Here is a 21,894-nt window from a genome sequence, read left to right as displayed (position 1 = left end):
ATATGATACAATGCAAAAATATTATTTTGAGGTCGTATGCCCTTTTTGTATAGAATTGTTTTAATATGGGTATACTTGCCAAGATAAGTTTAGTTAACCGAAAATGAGATCTTTTTGAAGACTCGTTTTCTTTTTGTCTTTCGAAATCATACACTATTTGTATGATTTTGCAAAGACCTAATATCGCTTTATTGAGGGGTGAATGAGTTGACAGGTCAACTAGTTCAGTACGGACAACACCGCCAGCGTAGAAGCTTTGCGCGTATTAAAGAGGTGCTTGAGCTTCCAAATCTGATTGAGATTCAAACGGCGTCTTACGAGTGGTTCCTTGAAGAAGGTTTACGTGAAATGTTCCGTGACATTTCGCCGATCGAGGACTTTACAGGTAATCTTTCATTAGAATTCATCGATTATTCATTAGGTGAGCCTAAATATGATGTTGATGAGTGTAAAGAGCGAGATGTTACTTACGCAGCTCCATTACGTGTGAAAGTACGTCTTTACAACAAAGAAACAGACGAAGTGAAAGAACAAGATGTCTTCATGGGTGATTTCCCGTTAATGACAGAAACAGGTACGTTCATTATCAACGGTGCTGAACGTGTTATCGTTTCACAATTAGTTCGTTCACCAAGTGTGTATTTCCATGATAAAACTGATAAAAACGGTAAAAAAGGCTTTGGAGCTACAGTTATTCCAAACCGTGGTGCTTGGTTAGAGTATGAAACTGATGCGAAAGACGTAGTTTATGTGCGAATTGATCGTACTCGTAAGCTACCAGTAACAGTGTTACTACGTGCATTAGGTTTCGGTTCAGATCAAGAAATTATCGATATTATCGGTGATAACGAGTATCTACGTAATACGTTAGAAAAAGATAACTCTGAAAGTACAGAAAAAGCGCTTTTAGAAATCTACGAACGTTTACGTCCAGGTGAGCCACCAACAGTAGAAAGTGCGAAGAGTTTATTATACTCTCGTTTCTTCGATGCTAAACGTTATGATTTAGCGAATGTTGGTCGCTACAAAATGAATAAAAAGCTTCACATTAAAAATCGTTTATTCAACCAAACGATTGCTGAAACGCTTGTAGATCCAGAAACAGGCGAAATTTTAGTAGAAAAAGGTACAGTACTAGATCGTCGTACTTTAGATAAAATTCTACCTTACCTAGAAGATTCATCAAAAGGTATTGGTTACCGCACTTTATCACAAGTCGGTGGAGTGCTTGAAGATGATGTAACCATCCAATCTATTAAGATTTATGCTCCAAAGGATGAAGCTCAAAAAGAAATTAATATCATTGGTAATGCGTACATTGATGAAGAAGTGAAGAATATTACACCTGCTGATGTATTATCTTCAGTAAGCTATTTCTTTAACTTACTTTACCAAGTAGGTGCAACAGATGATATTGACCATTTAGGTAACCGTCGCCTACGTTCTGTTGGTGAGTTACTACAAAATCAATTCCGTATCGGTTTGTCTCGTATGGAACGTGTAGTACGTGAGCGTATGTCAATTAATGACACAGCTGCGATCGTACCACAACAATTAATCAATATCCGTCCAGTGATTGCGTCCATTAAAGAGTTCTTCGGAAGCTCTCAATTATCACAATTCATGGACCAAACAAACCCATTAGCAGAGTTAACGCATAAACGTCGTCTATCTGCATTAGGTCCTGGTGGTTTAACGCGTGAGCGTGCTGGCTTCGAAGTACGTGACGTTCACTACTCTCACTATGGTCGTATGTGTCCGATCGAGACACCAGAGGGTCCAAACATTGGGTTAATCAACTCATTATCTTCATTTGCCAAAGTTAATAAATTTGGCTTCATTGAAACACCTTATCGTCGTATTGACCACGAAACAGGTCGAGTAACGGAGCAAATTGATTATTTAACAGCTGATGAAGAAGATAACTACTATGTAGCACAAGCAAATTCACCGTTAAATCCAGATGGTACTTTTGTAAATGATGAAGTAGTAGGTCGTTTCCGTGGTGATAACACGGTATTCAATAAAGCGCAAATGGACTACATGGATGTATCTCCTAAACAAGTTGTCTCTGCAGCGACTGCATGTATACCGTTCTTAGAAAACGATGACTCGAACCGTGCACTTATGGGTGCCAACATGCAACGTCAAGCAGTTCCACTACTTAACCCAGAAGCACCATTCGTTGGTACTGGTATGGAACATGTTGATGCGCGTGATTCAGGTGCAGCTGTAGTAGCGAAGTATGATGGTATTGTTGAGCACGTTGAAGCTCGCTCTATCCATGTACGCCGCATTGAAGTTGTAGACGGCAAAGAGGTTAAAGGCGATTTAACAAAATATAAATTACAGAAGTTCATTCGTTCTAACCAAGGTACTTCATATAACCAACGTCCACTTGTAAAAGTAGGCGAACGTGTGAAACCTCGTGACATTTTAGCAGATGGTCCATCAATGGAAAAAGGCGAACTAGCTCTTGGACGTAACGTACTGGTTGCATTCATGACTTGGAACGGCTTTAACTATGAGGATGCTGTTATTATGAGTGAGCGCCTTGTAAAAGACGATGTTTATACATCTGTTCATATCGAAGAATATGAATCAGAATCTCGTGATACAAAGCTTGGACCAGAAGAAATCACTCGTGATATTCCAAACGTCGGAGAAGATGCACTTCGTAACCTAGACGAACGTGGTATTATCCGTATTGGTGCGGAAGTACGTGACGGTGACATTCTTGTTGGGAAAGTAACGCCTAAAGGGGTTACAGAATTAACTGCTGAAGAGCGTTTATTACATGCAATCTTCGGTGAAAAGGCTCGTGAGGTTCGAGATACTTCATTACGTGTACCACACGGTGCTGGCGGTATCATTCTTGATGTTAAAGTATTTAACCGTGAAGATGGCGATGAATTACCACCAGGTGTTAACCAATTAGTTCGTGCTTACATTGTTCAAAAACGTAAAATTCGTGTTGGGGACAAAATGGCCGGACGTCATGGTAACAAAGGGGTTATCTCTCGTATCTTACCAGAAGAAGATATGCCATTCATGCCAGATGGCACGCCTGTTGATATCATGTTAAATCCACTTGGTGTACCTTCCCGTATGAATATCGGACAAGTTTTAGAGTTACACTTAGGTATGGCTTCTCGTTATCTAGGCGTTCACATGGCAACACCAGTATTTGATGGTGCTAATGAAGAAGACGTTTGGGAAACGATGGAAGAAGCTGGGATGAACCGTGACGGTAAAACAATCCTGTATGATGGACGTTCTGGTGAACCATTCGATAACCGTGTATCAGTAGGTATCATGTATATGATCAAACTTGCTCACATGGTTGATGATAAACTTCATGCACGTTCAACTGGTCCTTACTCACTTGTTACGCAACAACCACTTGGTGGTAAAGCGCAATTTGGTGGACAACGTTTTGGTGAAATGGAGGTATGGGCACTTGAAGCTTATGGTGCTGCGTATACACTTCAAGAAATCTTAACGGTTAAATCTGATGACGTTGTTGGTCGTGTGAAAACATATGAAGCCATCGTTAAAGGTGAAAGTGTACCAGAGCCAGGTGTTCCTGAGTCATTCAAAGTATTGATTAAAGAACTTCAATCTCTTGGTATGGATGTTAAGATGTTAACAGTTAATGATGAAGAAGTAGAGCTTCGCGATTTAGACGAAGAAGACGATCTTCAGCCAGCTGATGCACTTAACATTGCACCACAGCCAGATACAGAAGAAGAGCCAGTAGAGTCTTTTGAATAATGGAAAACCAAATTCACAAATGTGAATATGGTCAAACTTATTTTTCAAATTAGCCGGGCAGGATTTAACGCCCTGCCTGGCTTTTTCTTTTAATAAATCATTCTATTTCTAATCCTTTGCCAAAGAGGCAATCTTTGCAAACGATTATCGAGCTGCGTAAAAGAGTCTTTATAAAGACCTATACTAGAGGGAGGTAGGCTCCTTGATAGACGTTAATGAATTTGAATATATGAAAATTGGTTTAGCATCACCTGACAAGATTCGTTCTTGGTCATATGGAGAGGTTAAAAAACCTGAAACAATTAACTACCGTACACTAAAACCAGAAAAAGATGGTTTATTCTGTGAGCGTATTTTTGGTCCAACTAAGGACTGGGAGTGTCACTGTGGGAAATATAAACGTGTACGCTATAAAGGCGTAGTTTGTGATCGTTGTGGCGTTGAAGTAACACGTGCTAAAGTTCGTCGTGAACGTATGGGACATATCGAATTAGCAGCACCAGTTTCTCATATCTGGTACTTCAAAGGTATTCCTAGCCGTATGGGTCTAATTTTAGATATGTCACCTCGTGCTCTTGAAGAAGTTATCTATTTTGCTTCATACGTTGTGATCGATGCAGGTGCTACTAATTTAGAAAGTAAACAATTACTATCTGAAAAAGAGTATCGTGCATACCGTGAAAAATTCGGTAATACATTCGAAGCATCAATGGGTGCAGAAGCAATCAAAAAATTATTAGGTAAAATCGACCTAGAAGATGAAACACAATCTTTAAAAGAGGAGTTAAAATCTGCTCAAGGTCAAAGACGTACTCGTGCCATTAAACGTCTAGAAGTTGTTGAATCTTTCCGTAACTCAGGAAACTCACCTGAATGGATGATTCTAGATGTACTACCTGTTATTCCACCAGAGCTTCGTCCAATGGTGCAATTAGATGGTGGTCGTTTCGCGACTTCAGATTTAAACGATTTGTACCGTCGTGTAATTAATCGTAATAACCGTTTAAAACGTTTATTAGATTTAGGTGCTCCGAGCATCATCGTACAAAATGAAAAACGTATGTTACAAGAAGCTGTTGATGCATTAATCGATAATGGTCGTCGTGGACGTCCTGTAACAGGTCCTGGTAACCGCCCGTTAAAATCACTTTCACATATGTTGAAAGGTAAACAAGGTCGTTTCCGTCAAAATCTACTTGGTAAACGTGTTGACTACTCTGGTCGTTCGGTTATCGTAGTAGGTCCAAACTTAAAAATGTACCAATGTGGCTTACCAAAAGAAATGGCTATCGAATTATTCAAGCCATTCGTTATGAAAGAATTAGTAGAGCGTGGTCTTGCTCATAACATTAAATCTGCTAAACGTAAAATCGAACGTTTAAATAACGACGTATGGGACGTTTTAGAAGATGTTATCCGTGAGCATCCAGTATTACTAAACCGTGCACCAACGCTTCACCGTCTTGGAATTCAAGCATTTGAACCAACACTAGTTGAAGGTCGTGCTATTCGTCTTCACCCATTAGTATGTACAGCCTATAATGCTGACTTCGATGGTGACCAAATGGCGGTTCACGTACCATTATCAGCTGAAGCTCAAGCTGAAGCTCGTCTTCTAATGCTTGCTGCACAAAACATCCTGAATCCAAAAGACGGTAAACCTGTTGTAACACCTTCTCAAGATATGGTATTAGGAAACTACTACTTAACACTTGAACGTGAAGGCGCACGTGGTGAAGGTACTGTTTTCTATGGTCCAAATGAAGTTTTAATTGCCTATGATACAGGTCATGTACACTTGCATACACGTATCGCAATTAAAGCAAGTTCATTAAATAATCCGACATTCACTGAAGAACAAAATAATATGTTCTTATTAACAACTGTCGGTAAAGTAATCTTTAATGAAATCTTACCGGAATCATTCCCTTATATTAATGAGCCAACTGATTTCAACTTAGAGCAAGTAACACCAGAAAAATACTTTGCTAAGTTAACAATTGATGAAGAAACACTTAAAGAGCTTGAATCAGATAGTGCTTATAATAATTTAGATGAAAAAGGGAAAATTGATGCACAACGTACAGCTGTATTGCGTAAATACTTTGCATCAGTACCTGTTGTAAACCCATTCCGTAAGAAATTCTTAGGAAATATCATTGCTGAAGTATTTAAACGTTTCCACATTACGGAAACATCTAAAATGCTTGACCGTATGAAAAACCTAGGTTTCAAATATTCAACACGTGCAGGTATTACTGTAGGTGTATCTGATATCGTGGTATTACCTGATAAAGGTGAAATTTTAGCAGAAGCTCAAGAGAAAGTAGATAAAGTTCAAGCGCAATTCCGTCGTGGTTTCATTACTGAGGATGAGCGTTATGATCGCGTTATTTCAAGCTGGAGTGCTGCAAAAGATGAAATTCAAGCGAAGCTGATGAAGTCACTTGAGAAAACAAACCCAATTTTCATGATGTCTGATTCAGGTGCCCGTGGTAATGCATCTAACTTTACTCAGCTAGCTGGTATGCGTGGTCTGATGGCCAACCCGGCTGGTCGTATTATCGAACTTCCAATCAAATCTTCATTCCGTGAAGGTTTAACAGTATTAGAGTACTTCATCTCAACTCACGGTGCTCGTAAAGGTCTTGCCGATACAGCCCTAAAAACTGCCGATTCAGGTTACTTAACGCGTCGTCTTGTTGACGTTGCACAAGATGTTATCGTTCGTGAAGATGACTGTGGTACTGACCGTGGCTTAACGATTGGTGCACTAATGGAAGGCACAGAGTTAATTGAAGCTCTAGATGAACGTATTGTTGGTCGTCATACGAAGAAAACAATCTTCCACCCTGAAACTGGTGAAGTAATTCTTGCAAAAGACGGTTTAATCGACCAAGATATCGCTCGTGCAATTATTGAGGCTGGTATTGAAGAAGTGACAATCCGTTCAGCATTTACATGTAATACAAAACACGGCGTTTGTAAAAAATGTTACGGCATGAACTTAGCGACAGGTGAGAAGGTTGAAGTTGGGGAAGCAGTTGGTATTATTGCGGCTCAATCAATCGGTGAACCAGGTACACAGTTAACAATGCGTACATTCCATACAGGTGGGGTTGCCGGAGATGATATTACACAAGGTCTTCCACGTATCCAAGAGATCTTTGAAGCACGTAATCCAAAAGGTCAATCTGTTATTTCAGAAATTGCTGGTACGGTTTCAGATATCACAGAAATTCGTGAAGGCTTAAAAGAAATTACAATTCAAGGTGACGTAGAAACTCGTAAGTATCAAGCACCTTATAACGCACGTTTGAAAGTTATCGAAGGTGATAATGTAGAACGTGGTCAAGTTTTAACAGAAGGTTCTATCGATCCAAAACAATTGCTAAAAGTCAAAGACGTTTCAACTGTTCAAGAATATTTATTAAAAGAAGTTCAAAAAGTATACCGTATGCAAGGGGTAGAAATTGGGGATAAACACATTGAGGTAATGGTTCGCCAAATGCTTCGTAAAGTGCGTGTAATTGAAGCTGGAGATACAGAATTACTACCTGGCTCATTACTAGATATCCACCAATTCTCAGAGGCAAACGTAGACGCTGTTATGAATGGCAAAAACCCTGCAACTTGTCGCCCTGTTATCCTTGGTATTACAAAAGCTTCTCTTGAAACAGAATCATTCTTATCTGCAGCATCGTTCCAAGAAACAACACGTGTGTTAACAGATGCAGCAATTAAGGGTAAACGTGACGAACTTCTTGGATTAAAAGAGAACGTAATTATCGGTAAACTTGTTCCTGCAGGTACTGGTATGCAACGTTATCGTCAAATCCGCATCGAAAAAGATGAGCTTGACACAGAAGTCGTTTCTGCTGAATAAACATTAAATTAGGCCGAAGAGATGCATATTTTCATCATCTCTTCGGACTTTTTCAAGATATTAGTTGACAGTGTAAATGAGTAATGATAATATATTGAAGGTTGATAGTTAACTGTCTGTACTTCGGAGGATATGTAAATGTCTTATGATAAAGTAAGGGCTAGTCAAACAATCATAGGTACAAAGCAAGCAGTAAAAGCAATGCGAGCTGGTTCAGTGAAAGAACTTTTTGTGGCACTTGATGCAGACAATTGGGTAACCGATTCGGCCATATCTTTCGCGAGAGAAATCGGTATACCAGTTATTCTTGTTGAGTCCAAAAAGGAACTGGGCAAAGCCTGTGGAATCCATGTTGGAGCTGCGGTAGTTGCGATTACTGTAGAGTAGTTTTTGTGTAAAATGCACAAAGACTTTGTTTTTACCCAAAAAATGAACCACCTGGATGTGTGGTATTAAAAAAAGAAGGAATGAAGGGAGGAAAAATCGATGCCTACAATTAACCAATTGGTACGTAAGCCTCGTAAATCTAAAATCACGAAATCAAATTCACCAGCGTTAAACAAAGGATATAACTCATTTAAAAAATCTTTAACTGATGTTAAATCTCCACAAAAACGTGGTGTTTGTACTCGTGTAGGTACAATGACGCCTAAAAAACCAAACTCAGCGTTACGTAAATACGCTCGTGTACGTTTAACTAACCAAATCGAGGTTACAGCGTACATTCCTGGTGAAGGCCACAACTTACAAGAGCACAGTGTTGTTCTTATCCGTGGCGGTCGTGTAAAAGACTTACCGGGTGTTCGTTACCATATCGTTCGTGGTGCTCTTGATACTGCTGGTGTAAACGGTCGTATGCAATCACGTTCTTTATACGGTACAAAACGCCCTAAAGAAAAAAAATAATTTAAATCCCACTATATATTTACTCAATGAAAGGAGGAAAACACATGCCTCGTAAAGGTCCTGTTTCCAAACGTGACGTGTTACCAGATCCAATTTATAATTCAAAACTAGTAACTCGTTTAATCAATAAAATGATGATTGATGGTAAAAGAGGTACTTCTCAAAAGATTTTATACGGTGCGTTCGAACTAGTTAAAGAACGTTCTGGTCAAGATCCAATCGAAGTATTCGAAGCTGCTCTAAATAACGTAATGCCAGTTCTTGAAGTACGTGCTCGCCGTGTTGGTGGTTCTAACTACCAAGTACCAGTTGAAGTACGCCCAGAACGTCGTACAACTTTAGGTCTTCGTTACCTAGTTAACTATTCTCGTCTTCGTGGTGAAAAAACTATGGAAGAGCGTTTAGCTAACGAAATCCTTGATGCTTCTAACAACACTGGTGCATCAGTTAAGAAACGTGAAGATATGCACAAAATGGCAGAAGCGAACAAAGCATTCGCTCACTACCGTTGGTAATCTAAACATAGCATAAGCCCAATATGGAAGGAGAAATACCTAATGAAACGCGAATTCTCACTAGAGAATACTCGTAATATTGGGATCATGGCTCACATTGATGCTGGTAAAACAACAACAACTGAGCGTATCCTTTATTACACAGGTAAGATTCACAAAATCGGTGAAACTCATGAAGGCGCTTCTCAAATGGACTGGATGGAGCAAGAGCAAGAACGTGGTATCACAATCACTTCTGCTGCGACAACAGCTCAATGGAAAGGCAACCGCGTAAACATCATCGATACTCCTGGACACGTAGACTTCACTGTAGAAGTAGAACGTTCTTTACGTGTACTTGACGGCGCAGTAACTGTACTTGATGCTCAATCTGGTGTTGAACCTCAAACAGAAACTGTATGGCGTCAAGCTACAACTTACGGTGTACCACGTATCGTATTCATTAACAAAATGGATAAAATGGGTGCAGACTTCCTATATTCTGTAGGTACTTTACACGAGCGTTTACAAGCAAATGCTCATCCAATCCAATTACCAATTGGTGCGGAAGATGAGTTCAAAGCAATTATTGACCTAGTTGAAATGGATGTAACTTACTACGATAACGAAGAAGGTACAGCATTACGTGAAGGTCAACCAATTCCTGAAGAATTCCAAGCGCAAGCTGAAGAATACCGTGAGAAGTTAATCGAAGCAATCGCTGAAGTTAACGAAGAAATCATGGAAAAATACTTTGCTGGTGAAGAAATTACAAAAGAAGAGCTTAAAGCGGCTATCCGTAAAGCGACAATCGCTGTAGAATTCTACCCAGTAATCTGTGGTACAGCATTCAAACACAAAGGTGTTCGTAAAATGCTTGACGCAGTTATCGATTACTTACCATCACCAGTTGATGTACCAGCTATTAAAGGTACAACTCCAGATGGTGATGAAACTGAACGTCCATCATCAGACGAAGCGCCATTCTCAGCTTTAGCATTTAAAGTTATGACTGACCCATTCGTAGGTAAATTAACGTTCTTCCGTGTGTACTCTGGTGTTCTTGAATCAGGTTCATACGTACAAAACTCTTCAAAAGGTAAACGTGAACGTGTAGGTCGTATCCTACAAATGCACGCTAACAGCCGTGAAGAGATTTCAAAAGTATTTGCTGGTGATATCGCAGCTGCTGTAGGTCTTAAAGATACAACAACTGGTGACACTCTTTGTGAAGAGAAAAACCTTGTTATCCTTGAGTCTATGGAGTTCCCAGAACCAGTTATCTCTCTTTCTGTAGAACCAAAATCAAAAGCTGACCAAGATAAAATGGGTCAAGCTTTACAAAAACTACAAGAAGAAGATCCAACATTCCGTGCACATACAGACCAAGAAACTGGTCAAACAATTATCTCAGGTATGGGTGAGCTTCACCTTGATATCTTAGTTGATCGTATGCGCCGTGAATTTAAAGTAGAAGCTAACGTAGGTGCTCCAATGGTATCTTACCGTGAAACATTCCGTGGCTCTGCTCAAGTTCAAGGTAAATTCACTCGTCAATCAGGTGGTCGTGGTCAATACGGTGACGTATGGATCGAGTTCTCTCCAAATGAAGAGGGTAAAGGCTTTGAATTCGAAAATGCTATCGTTGGTGGTGTAGTACCACGTGAATATATTCCAGCTGTAGAAGCAGGTCTTCGTGACTCGCTTGACCGCGGTGTAATCGCTGGTTACCCATTAATCGACATCAAAGCGAAATTATTCGATGGTTCATACCATGATGTTGACTCAAACGAAATGGCATTTAAAATCGCTGCATCTATGGCACTTAAAGCTGCTGCATCAAAATGTAGTCCAGTTCTTTTAGAGCCTATGATGAAAGTTGAAGTTGTAATTCCTGAAGAATATCTTGGTGATATCATGGGTAACATCACTTCTCGCCGTGGTCGCGTAGAAGGTATGGAAGCTCGCGGTAACGCTCAAGTTGTTCGTGCGATGGTTCCACTTTCAGAAATGTTTGGATATGCAACAACTTTACGTTCTGCAACGCAAGGTCGTGGTGTATTCTCAATGGTATTCGATCATTATGAAGAAGTACCAAAATCAATCTCTGAAGATATCATCAAAAAAAATAAAGGTGAATAATTGAAATTTCATCTTGCATAAAGTATAACTAATTTGTAAGCTATGATTGCAGGATAGGGGATGGGCCCGTTCTCTATCAGCATTCATTCTATAAATTTTAAATCTAAAACATACAATTTTGAGGAGGCAATCTCTAATGGCTAAAGAAAAATTTGACCGTTCTAAAACGCATGCTAACATTGGTACAATCGGACACGTTGACCATGGTAAAACTACTTTAACTGCTGCAATCGCTACAGTTCTTTCTAAAAAAATGGGTGGTACAGCTAAATCTTACGCTGATATCGATAACGCTCCAGAAGAAAAAGAACGTGGTATCACAATCAATACTTCTCACGTAGAATACGAAACTGAAACTCGTCACTATGCACACGTTGACTGCCCAGGACACGCTGACTATGTTAAAAACATGATCACTGGTGCTGCTCAAATGGACGGCGGTATCTTAGTAGTATCTGCTGCTGACGGCCCAATGCCACAAACTCGTGAACACATCCTTTTATCTCGTCAAGTAGGTGTTCCATACTTAGTAGTATTCATGAACAAATGTGATATGGTTGACGACGAAGAATTATTAGAATTAGTAGAAATGGAAATCCGTGACCTACTATCTGAATATGACTTCCCAGGTGACGATATTCCTGTAATCAAAGGTTCTGCTCTTAAAGCTCTTGAAGGTGAACCAGAATGGGAAGAAAAAATCGTTGAATTAATGGACGCTGTAGATTCTTACATCCCAACTCCAGAACGTCAAACTGACAAACCATTCATGATGCCAGTAGAGGACGTATTCTCTATTACTGGTCGTGGTACAGTTGCAACTGGCCGTGTTGAACGTGGTCAAGTTAAAGTTGGTGACGTAGTTGAAATCATCGGTATCGCTGAAGAAGCTAAATCTACTACTGTAACTGGTGTAGAAATGTTCCGTAAATTATTAGACTATGCTGAAGCTGGTGACAACATCGGTGCTTTACTACGTGGTGTTGCTCGTGAAGAAATCCAACGTGGTCAAGTATTAGCTAAACCAGGTTCAATTACTCCACACACTAACTTCAAAGCTGAAGTTTACGTTTTATCAAAAGAAGAGGGTGGCCGTCATACTCCATTCTTCTCTAACTACCGTCCTCAGTTCTACTTCCGTACAACTGACGTAACAGGTATCTGTAACTTACCAGAAGGCGTTGAAATGGTAATGCCTGGTGATAACATCGAAATGACAGTTGAACTTATCGCTCCAATCGCTCTTGAAGAAGGTACTAAATTCTCTATCCGTGAGGGTGGCCGTACTGTAGGCGCTGGCGTAGTTGCTTCTATCCAAAAATAATTTTAGCTCTTGCTAATTCCAAACCAATCTGTAGGGACGCCTACAGATTGGTTTTTTGTGTTAAAATAAAGAAAAATTAGAGTTTTAATTAGTGTATGTGTACATAACCACAAGCATGTCCTCTAGCGTAAATAATTAAAGGGAAAGGGGAACTGAGTATGGACATGAAAATTTTGCTGATTGAAGATGATCCTTCTATTTTTAGCATGATTCAAGAACGTTTTGAGCAGTGGTCACTAAACGTGGTGGGACCTAAAAATTTTCAGAAGGTGATGGATGACTTTATAGAGGAGAAGCCCCATCTCGTACTAATTGATATTCAATTGCCTGCCTATGACGGCTTTCATTGGTGTCGTGAAATTCGTCATTTATCCAAAGTGCCAATCCTTTTTCTTTCTTCCCGAGATCACCCGATGGATATGGTGATGGCTATGCAAATGGGGGCTGATGATTTTATTCAAAAGCCTTTTCATATGGAAGTTTTACTCGCAAAAGCACAGGCTATTTTACGTAGAACCTATGATTACGTTGAAGAAAAAATGGATGTTACACGTTTTAACGATGCCATAATTGATTATGCGAGAAGTGAAATTATGTATAATGGTGCCATTGCTTCTTTAACAAAAAATGAACTTTTTATTTTAAGAATATTAGTGGAGCAGGCTAATCATATCGTTTCAAGAGACGAGCTAATGAGAAAACTATGGGATGACGAACGTTTCGTAAACGATAATACTTTGTCTGTAAACGTTAATCGGTTACGTGCAAAGCTAGAGGATATTGGTTTACATGAGGTAATACTAACAAAAAAGGGACTTGGTTATATGGCAGTAAGCTGAGGGATGTGAGGGAAGTTGTTATTATTATTTGTTAGAGAACGCTTTGCTTGGATAGGATTTTTTATTTTTACTCTGATAATTCTAAATGTGCTGTTTTCTTTAGATGTTGGTTTAAATGGGGTTTCTATTTGGTATGTAAACGTTAGTTTACTTGTATGTTTTATACTCTTTTTTTGGTGTCGCTATGTCATCGAAGTTGGGAAATTAAAAGATTTCCTGGGAAATATGGATAGCCACCTTGATGATGCACATAGAAATAGTTTAGCTTTATCTCCTTTTCAAGAAGTATACTTTCGAAAAATGGAGGATGCCTTTTTTGAAAAGAATTTAGAGTTAAATCAAGCCAAAGTGCAGATACAGGAACATTCTGATGAACTATTAGCTTGGGTCCATGAAGTAAAAGCACCTTTAACTGCCATTAATTTAATGTTTGAACATATTGAGGATTTACAGCTACGTCGAAAATTAGAGAATGAATGGCTAAGATTACATCTTTTGGTTGATCAACAACTGCATCAAACAAGATTATACGCTATTGAAAAAGATAATTATTTAACTGAGATTGAACTGAAGCCCATTATTTATAAAGAAATCCGAGCTATGCAAGCTTGGTGTCTTGAAAAAGGCATTGGCTTTGAAATTGGTGAACTGACAGAGATGGTTATGACAGATGGCAAGTGGCTTGCTTTTATTATTCGACAAATTCTTTCGAATGCCATCAAGTATAGCCCAGTAAATTCTGAGATAACAATCTTTACAGAACATGATTCTACAGGTGCAACATTACTACATATTAAAGATATAGGTAGGGGTATACCTTTAGACGATTTACCTCGGATTTTTCAAAAATCTTATACAGGAACAGCGGGAAGGGAATCCTCTCAATCTACAGGTATGGGTCTCTATTTAGCATCTAATGTAGCCCATAAAATTGGTATTCGTATTAATGTTCAATCTAAAGTTGGTGAAGGCTCGCTATTTACACTACGTTTCCCCTTACAAAATGAATATGCGAAACTAACAGGTAGATGACGAAAATGTCACCTACCTTTTTATATTGTCATGTAAAACGCACGAATGATTAGGTTTGACAGGGTACACTTGAACTATAGAAAGGGGCGTTATGAAGTGACAGTTTTAATAGGACGTAAAATAAAGAAAGTGTATGGAAAAAAATCAACGGCTCAGGAAGTATTAAAGGGTATTGATGTAGAAGTGAATAGAGGAGAATTTGTAGGTATTATGGGACCTTCTGGCTCTGGTAAAACAACGCTTTTAAATGTCTTATGCTCAATTGACTTTGCGACAGAAGGTGTTATTGAGATAAACGGTCATAGTTTACGTGGTATGAAAGAAAAGGCTTTAGCAAACTTCCGAAGAGAGCAGCTGGGATTTATATTTCAAGACTATAATTTATTAGATACCTTGACAGTAAAAGAAAATATTCTTCTACCGTTAGCCATCAGTAAGTTACCAAAAGCTGTTGCCGAAAGTCGAGTGAAGGAACTCACTTCTTTGTTGGGAATCACGGAAATTTTAAATAAATACCCCAACGAAATATCAGGTGGACAAAAACAGCGTACCTCAGCTGCACGTGCACTTATTACCAATCCGTCATTGGTATTTGCAGACGAGCCCACTGGTGCACTAGATTCTAAATCAGCTACAGCCCTGCTTCAAAATCTACAAAATATAAATGAAACAAAAGAAGCGACAATTATGATGGTTACACACGATGCTGTAGCCGCAAGTTTCTGTACACGTGTGTTATTTCTAAAGGATGGCCTTATCTATAGTGAACTTTATAAGGGCGATAAAACAAGGCAGGCCTTTTTCAAAGAAATCATGCATACACAAAGTGTGCTAGGCGGTGACGGGTATGAGTCTTAGTAAGTTAGTACTTCGAAGTATGAAGAAAAATATGAAGCACTACTATCTATATTTCTTTGCACTTATTTTTAGTGTTACCTTATACTTTTCGTTTGTCACCTTGCAAAATAATACGGAGGTGTGGGCTGCTGTTCAAATGAGTGGAACAGCTACGGCCGGATTTAAGGCAGCAACTTATATTCTTTATTTTATCGTTTTATTCTTCGTTCTGTATGCAAACCATTTATTTATGAAGCGTCGTAGTAAGGAAATAGGTTTGTATCAACTGATCGGCATGACTAAGGGGCTAATCGTGCGTTTATTAGCGGTTGAAAACATTCTCTTATTTGTTGGAGCCGTTATTATAGGTATGTTGGCAGGCTTCTTTAGCTCTCGTGTGTTTGCAATGATTTTGCTTCGTGTGCTTGAAAAAGAAGCTCTCGTAACCATGACTTTTAGTACACAAGCTTTACTGCAGTCGATGATTGTATTTACTATCTTATTGATCATCGTTCTTATACAGATGGCTTGGATGATTCATCATGTGTCATTGTTATCATTATTTAGTGCAGCAAAACAAGCAGATGAGCGTGTGAGACGCTTTAGTGCGTTCCAGATGGTTATTGGCTTTTTGGGTCTTATACTGATTGTTTATGGCTACTATGCATCGACAAAGTTGTTCGATATCGAATCTGCTGGTAATTTATTTATCAATATGATAATTATTTTAGCTACTACAATTGGTGGAACATTCCTTGTTTTTCGTTTCTCTGTAGCATTTATTATGAATACTATTCGCCTAAAGAAAAAAGGGCATTTATCCATAAAGGATGTATTAGCATTAACGCCCATCATGCATCGCATGAAGAGCAATGCAAAGTCATTAACGCTAATCACCGTGTTAACAGGCGTTTCTCTAGGCGTGACGACTCTTTCCTATATCGCCTACTACTCCTCGGAAGCATCTGCATATAGCCAAGTACCTGGTGATTTCATATTGCTTGAAGAGCAAGGGGAGGAATTTTTAGAGAAGTTAGAGGAAAATAATATTGCTTATGATAAAATTGACTATCGTCTTCAGGGAGTAACCGCTGCTGTAGGTCAATTGATGTCTAAAAAACAGCAGGATAACCCTTTATATACAATGGAAGGCACAATTTATACCATTCCGCTTTCAGATTACCAGCAGAGTGTTCCTGAGGCTAAGCTTTCAGGGAATGAGGTTATCTTGACAAACTATGGTGGTTATATGGCTGAAATGTTCCCGTTAGAGAAAGATCATGATTTAGTAGTATCTGCAGGAGAACTTGAAGAAACTTTTCATGTCGTTGATATCCACGATAAAAGCGTGATAAGTGGTATTGTAACGGCTGGGGGTGGTGGACCTATCTTTGTTGTGACAGATGATATGTTTAAAAGTTTAACTACACAGGCAGCTCTTTATCCTTGGCATCATCAAACAACAATTACTTTAAAATCTAACGAAGATATTGCAACAGCAGAAAAATTATATATTCAATCAAATGCAGGTATTATTACTGCTGTAGATGATAAAGGGAAGACAAAGCAATATACACAATCATCCTATGAAGGAAAACGTAAAGACAATATTGAATCATTGGGTCTTACCATCTTTACAACAGCATTTTTAGGGTTAGCGTTTTTAATGACCACAGGTAGTATTCTATACTTTAAACAAATGTCTGAGGCGGAGGAAGAACGTGATTCCTATACAATCCTACGAAAGATTGGTTTTGCTGAAAAAGATATCATGAAGGGTATTTATATGAAACAGGCCTTTAATTTCGGTGTTCCACTAGTTATTGGGTTATTGCATAGCTACTTTGCTGTTAAGTCAGGATGGTTTTTATTTGGGACAGAGTTAACAGCTCCCTTGTGGATTGCAATGTGCTGTTATATAGCTTTATATACGATTTTTGCTATTCTATCGGTAGGCTACTATAAAAAGGTTGTACGTCAGTCGTTGTAATATTAAATAAGAGGAAACTCGGAAACAGTGTGGTGGTTATCATTACACTGTTTTTTTAGTGCAAAAAATATAGAAGTTACAAAAAACCTTGACTTTCAATTATCAGAATAATAAAGTTTAACATGTTAGTAATTTAGTGTATGAAAGTAGAGTGTAACAATGAATGCAGTAATTGCGGCTGTTGCCGTTATGTTAATATTAAGCTTGCTTCGCATCAATGTAGTTCTCTCGTTAGTTCTAGGAGCATTTGTAGGTGGTCTAACTAGTGGGATGGGCATTGAGTCAACAGTCCAATCATTTACAGAAGGATTAGGAGCAGGAGCAACCATTGCATTAAGTTATGGCTTACTTGGTGGTTTTGCAATCGCCATTGCCAAAACAGGAATACCCGAATTAATGATAGCCGGGATGTTAAAAATATTAAAGGGTGAAAGTAATAGAAAAGGACTTGTGAAGGTATTAATTTTCTTCCTTATTTTTGTGATGTCTATTTTATCTCAAAATGTTATTCCTATTCATATTGCCTTCATTCCATTATTAATACCTCCTATTTTAAAGATTTTAAATATGCTAGAAGTCGATCGACGTATAATTGCAACGTTGATTGCAGTAGGCTTAATTGGTACGTATAGTTTTGTACCTGCTGGTTTTGGAGCAATCTTTCAAGATATCGTTGCTACACAAGTGTCAGAGGCAGGAATGGCTGTTTCTTCACGTGATGTCCCTGCAGCAATGGGGATTCCCGTATTAGGAATGCTAATCGGATTGATAATTGCCTTCGCTGTATACCGCAAACCAAGACATTATAAGCATAGTGAAGTGGAGACGGAATCTTTAAATGTAAACGTCAGCAAATTCATTATGTTTTCTACAGCTCTGGCACTAGTAATATCACTATGCGCTCAAGTGTTAACAGACTCAATGATTGTAGGCTCGTTTGCAGGTATTATGATTATGTATTTTACAGGTGCTCTTAAATGGAGAGAAGCAGATGAGATTCTTTCTGAAGGAATGAAGATGATGGCCTTTATTGGCTTTGTTATGATTGCGGCAAATGGTTTTGCGGCGGTAATCAATGCAACAGGTGATGTGGACAGCTTAATTACAAATTCACTCACTGTATTAGAAGGAAATAGAAGTCTTGCTGTCTTCATCATGTTAGTCATAGGATTAGTTGTGACGATGGGAATTGGTTCGTCCTTCGCTACAGTGCCTATAATCGCGACACTATTTGTTCCGCTAGCACAAGGTTTAGATATGAGTCCTTTAGCGATATTATGCTTAATCGGTACAGCTGGTGCTTTAGGAGACGCAGGTTCTCCAGCATCCGATTCTACATTAGGGCCAACAGCAGGCCTTAATGTTGATGGCCAGCATCATCATATTTGGGATACCTGTGTTCCTACGTTTATTTTCATTAACATACCACTAATCCTGTTTGGTTGGATTGCCTGTGTGTTCTTTCTATAATAAGGAGGTAGTTTCTATAATTATATAGAAATTACTTTTTTCTTTTTTGAGTTATTTGAAATGTGCGAAAATGTTGATATGATAACCTTAAGTGTTGCAATATGTATAGAAATTTTATATACTAATAAACGGCTTAATAAAGCGAAGAAATAGTAGTACTAAGAATATCTGCAACATTTAAAAGAATTTAGCGAAAAGACTTGCTTATTCTTTTTTTATTGTATATAATGTTGAATGTTGGTCTTTGACTGCGATGAAGCGAGAGGTTGCCGACACACCCGGCCGCTTTGCCATGGCGGTGTGTGGGAAAATTTTCGTGGAGAATGTCTAGAAAATAGGCGAGAAGGAGGGAAAATAATGGCAAAACAAAAGATTCGTATTCGTTTAAAAGCGTATGATCACCGTATTTTAGATCAATCTGCTGAGAAAATTGTGGAAACTGCAAAACGTTCAGGTGCAAGTGTATCAGGTCCGATTCCACTTCCAACTGAGAAGTCTGTGTACACAATTCTTCGTGCGGTTCACAAGTACAAAGATTCTCGTGAACAATTCGAAATGCGTACGCATAAACGTCTGATCGATATCGTTAACCCAACACCACAAACTGTTGACGCGTTAATGAAACTTGATTTACCATCTGGCGTTGATATCGAAATCAAACTTTAATGGTAAAAACAATATAACTTTTAAAACTTACAGGAGGTGCGACAAATGGCTAAAGGAATCTTAGGTAGAAAAATTGGTATGACACAAGTTTTCGCTGAAAACGGCGATTTAATCCCGGTAACAGTTATCGAAGCTACTCCAAACGTAGTTCTTCAAAAGAAAACTGTTGAAACAGACGGCTACGAAGCAATTCAAGTTGGTTTCGAAGACAAGCGCGTTAAGCTTTCTAACAAACCAGAACAAGGTCACGTAGCAAAAGCGAACACTGCTCCTAAGCGCTTCATTCGTGAATTCCGCAACGTGAACGTGGAAGAATACGAAGTTGGTCAAGAAGTCAAAGTAGAAATTTTCGCAGAAGGCGATGTAATCGATGTAACAGGAGTTACTAAAGGTAAAGGTTTCCAAGGTGTTATCAAACGCCACGGACAATCTCGTGGTCCTATGGCCCACGGTTCTCGTTACCACCGTCGTCCTGGTTCAATGGGTCCAGTTGCTCCGAACCGCGTATTCAAACAAAAGAAATTACCTGGTCAAATGGGTGGCAATGTAGTTACAATCCAAAACTTAGAAATCGTGAAAGTTGACACAGATCGTAACTTACTACTTGTTAAAGGTAATGTTCCTGGTTCTAAAAAAGCTCTAGTTACAGTAAAAACTGCAATTAAAGCTAAGTAATCACTTAAGGAAAGGAGGAAACAGGAATGACAAAAGTATCTGTACTTAGTCAAACAGGTGCTTCAGTTGGTGAAATCGAATTAAACGATGCGATCTTCGGAATCGAGCCAAATGAAGCAGTATTATTCGACGCAGTAGTTGCTCAACGCGCTTCTCTTCGTCAAGGTAATCACAAGGTTAAAAACCGTTCTGAAGTTGCTGGTGGTGGTCGTAAACCATGGCGTCAAAAAGGAACTGGTCGTGCTCGTCAAGGTTCTATCCGTTCTCCACAATGGCGCGGCGGTGGTATCGTATTCGGTCCTACTCCACGTAGCTATTCTTATAAATTACCTAAAAAAGTTCGTCGTTTAGCTCTTAAATCTGCTTTATCAGCTAAAGTAGTAGAACAAAACTTCTTAGTTCTTGATGCTCTAACTCTAGCAGCACCAAAAACAAAAGAATTCACAAAAATCCTTAAAGATCTTTCTTTAGAGAAAAAATCTTTATTCGTAACTGCTGACCTAGATGAAAACGTAGCATTATCTGCTCGTAACATCCCGGGTGTAACAGTTTTAACTGCAAACGGAATCAACGTTCTTGATCTATTAGGTCATGATAAAGTTGTATTCACTAAGTCTGCAGTAGAAAAAGTTGAGGAGGTGCTTGGATAATGGAAGCACGTGATATTTTAAAACGTCCGGTCATTACTGAGCGTTCTTCAGAACTTATGGCAGAGAAAAAGTATACTTTCGAAGTAGACACTCGCGCTAACAAAACTCAAGTAAAAGACGCTGTAGAAGAAATCTTTGGCGTAAAAGTTGAGAAAGTAAACGTTCTTAACTACAAAGGTAAATTCAAACGCGTAGGCCGTTACGGTGGTTACACTAATAAACGTCGTAAAGCGATCGTTAAACTAACTGCTGATAGCAAAGAAATTGAATTATTCGAAATGTAATCCTAACGGATTTATGATTTGAACACTCAAGAAGGAGGGAAAACACAATGGCGATTAAAAAGTATAAACCTACCTCTAATGGTCGTCGTAACATGACGTCATTAGACTTTGCGGAAATTACAACTAACAAGCCTGAGAAATCATTGCTTGAACCAACTAAACGCAAAGCTGGTCGTAACAACCAAGGTAAAATCACTGTTCGTCATCATGGTGGTGGTCATAAGAAGCAATACCGTGTTATCGATTTCAAACGTGTTAAAGATGGCATTCCGGCAAAAGTTGCTACTATTGAATATGATCCAAACCGTTCTGCGAATATCGCATTAATCAACTACGCTGATGGAGCAAAAGCTTACATCTTAGCACCAAAAGGTCTAGAGGTTGGTCAAACAATCGTTTCTGGTCCAGATGCTGATATTAAAGTAGGTAACACTTTACCATTAGCAAACATTCCAATGGGTACTACAATCCATAACATCGAGTTAAAACCTGGTAAAGGCGGACAATTAGTACGTTCAGCTGGTACTTCTGCGCAAGTACTTGGTCGTGAAGATAAGTACGTTATCGTTCGTTTACAATCTGGTGAAGTACGTTTAGTTTTAGCTACTTGCCGCGCTACAATCGGTCAAGTTGGTAACGAACAACACGAACTTGTACACATCGGTAAAGCAGGTCGTAGCCGTTGGTTAGGTAAACGCCCAGAAGTTCGTGGTTCTGTAATGAACCCTAACGATCACCCACACGGTGGTGGTGAAGGACGTTCTCCAATCGGACGTAAATCACCAATGACTCCTTGGGGTAAACCAGCACTTGGTTACAAAACTCGCAAGAAGAAAAACAAATCGGATAAATTTATCATCCGTAGTCGTAAAAAATAAAGTGGTTAAACTACGGTTCTATGTGAGAGCCGTGGTGGAATCACGGA

At 39.0% G+C, this 21,894-nt stretch carries 17 protein-coding genes; all 17 read left to right on the top strand.

Annotated features, from left to right (window positions below; translation table 11 throughout):
- The first annotated feature begins 198 nt into the window (after positions 1–198).
- Complete coding sequence (gene rpoB / locus HXV90_RS22525) at positions 199–3,774, top strand: DNA-directed RNA polymerase subunit beta (RefSeq protein ID WP_175400790.1); 3,576 nt, start codon at positions 199–201, stop codon at positions 3,772–3,774.
- Positions 3,775–3,976: 202 nt separating this feature from the next.
- Positions 3,977–7,660: a DNA-directed RNA polymerase subunit beta' gene (gene rpoC / locus HXV90_RS22520; protein WP_048395560.1), complete on the top strand. Its 3,684-nt coding sequence runs from the start codon at positions 3,977–3,979 to the stop codon at positions 7,658–7,660.
- A 138-nt stretch (positions 7,661–7,798) separates the two neighbouring features.
- Positions 7,799–8,047, top strand: coding sequence for a ribosomal L7Ae/L30e/S12e/Gadd45 family protein (locus tag HXV90_RS22515; RefSeq protein ID WP_004233607.1), 249 nt, complete (start codon positions 7,799–7,801; stop codon positions 8,045–8,047).
- Between the two features lie 99 nt (positions 8,048–8,146).
- Positions 8,147–8,566 carry a 30S ribosomal protein S12 gene (gene rpsL, locus HXV90_RS22510; protein WP_004233609.1) on the top strand — a complete coding sequence of 140 codons (420 nt, stop codon included), beginning with the start codon at positions 8,147–8,149 and terminating at the stop codon, positions 8,564–8,566.
- Positions 8,567–8,610: 44 nt separating this feature from the next.
- Positions 8,611–9,081 (top strand): 30S ribosomal protein S7, encoded by a 471-nt coding sequence (rpsG, locus tag HXV90_RS22505; RefSeq protein ID WP_004233610.1) that lies wholly within the window; start codon positions 8,611–8,613, stop codon positions 9,079–9,081.
- A gap of 42 nt (positions 9,082–9,123) precedes the next feature.
- Positions 9,124–11,202, top strand: a complete 2,079-nt coding sequence (fusA, locus tag HXV90_RS22500; protein WP_048395562.1) for an elongation factor G — start codon at positions 9,124–9,126, stop codon at positions 11,200–11,202.
- A 136-nt stretch (positions 11,203–11,338) separates the two neighbouring features.
- The gene (gene tuf / locus HXV90_RS22495) at positions 11,339–12,526 is read left to right on the top strand and encodes an elongation factor Tu (protein ID WP_004233614.1); all 1,188 of its coding nucleotides are present in this window, start codon (positions 11,339–11,341) and stop codon (positions 12,524–12,526) included.
- 158 nt (positions 12,527–12,684) lie between these two features.
- Positions 12,685–13,365: a response regulator transcription factor gene (locus tag HXV90_RS22490; RefSeq protein ID WP_082148187.1), complete on the top strand. Its 681-nt coding sequence runs from the start codon at positions 12,685–12,687 to the stop codon at positions 13,363–13,365.
- Between the two features lie 15 nt (positions 13,366–13,380).
- Complete coding sequence (locus HXV90_RS22485; protein ID WP_112116888.1) at positions 13,381–14,397, top strand: sensor histidine kinase; 1,017 nt, start codon at positions 13,381–13,383, stop codon at positions 14,395–14,397.
- A 96-nt stretch (positions 14,398–14,493) separates the two neighbouring features.
- Positions 14,494–15,255 carry an ABC transporter ATP-binding protein gene (locus HXV90_RS22480; protein WP_048395566.1) on the top strand — a complete coding sequence of 254 codons (762 nt, stop codon included), beginning with the start codon at positions 14,494–14,496 and terminating at the stop codon, positions 15,253–15,255.
- A complete protein-coding gene (locus HXV90_RS22475; RefSeq protein WP_066038309.1) occupies positions 15,245–17,224 on the top strand; it encodes an FtsX-like permease family protein in 1,980 nt (659 codons plus the stop codon). Before HXV90_RS22480 ends, HXV90_RS22475 begins: the two co-directional genes overlap by 11 nt.
- A 159-nt stretch (positions 17,225–17,383) precedes the next feature.
- Complete coding sequence (locus tag HXV90_RS22470) at positions 17,384–18,694, top strand: Na+/H+ antiporter family protein (RefSeq protein ID WP_269898036.1); 1,311 nt, start codon at positions 17,384–17,386, stop codon at positions 18,692–18,694.
- 357 nt (positions 18,695–19,051) lie between these two features.
- Positions 19,052–19,360 carry a 30S ribosomal protein S10 gene (gene rpsJ / locus HXV90_RS22465; RefSeq protein WP_004233624.1) on the top strand — a complete coding sequence of 103 codons (309 nt, stop codon included), beginning with the start codon at positions 19,052–19,054 and terminating at the stop codon, positions 19,358–19,360.
- A 45-nt stretch (positions 19,361–19,405) separates the two neighbouring features.
- Positions 19,406–20,035: a 50S ribosomal protein L3 gene (rplC, locus tag HXV90_RS22460; RefSeq protein WP_004233625.1), complete on the top strand. Its 630-nt coding sequence runs from the start codon at positions 19,406–19,408 to the stop codon at positions 20,033–20,035.
- Positions 20,036–20,061: 26 nt separating this feature from the next.
- Positions 20,062–20,685 (top strand): 50S ribosomal protein L4, encoded by a 624-nt coding sequence (rplD, locus tag HXV90_RS22455; protein WP_004233626.1) that lies wholly within the window; start codon positions 20,062–20,064, stop codon positions 20,683–20,685.
- A complete protein-coding gene (gene rplW / locus HXV90_RS22450; RefSeq protein WP_004233628.1) occupies positions 20,685–20,969 on the top strand; it encodes a 50S ribosomal protein L23 in 285 nt (94 codons plus the stop codon). The genes rplD and rplW overlap by 1 nt, the downstream gene beginning before the upstream one ends.
- A gap of 47 nt (positions 20,970–21,016) precedes the next feature.
- Positions 21,017–21,847, top strand: coding sequence for a 50S ribosomal protein L2 (gene rplB / locus HXV90_RS22445; protein ID WP_009373990.1), 831 nt, complete (start codon positions 21,017–21,019; stop codon positions 21,845–21,847).
- Positions 21,848–21,894: the final 47 nt, after the last annotated feature.

Origin of the sequence: Lysinibacillus sp. JK80, assembly GCF_027557635.1 — a bacterium.
Lineage (GTDB): Bacteria > Bacillota > Bacilli > Bacillales_A > Planococcaceae > Lysinibacillus > Lysinibacillus capsici.
The sequence above is the reverse complement of the archived record's forward strand: the minus strand, read 5'-3'. Positions and strand labels throughout refer to the sequence as shown.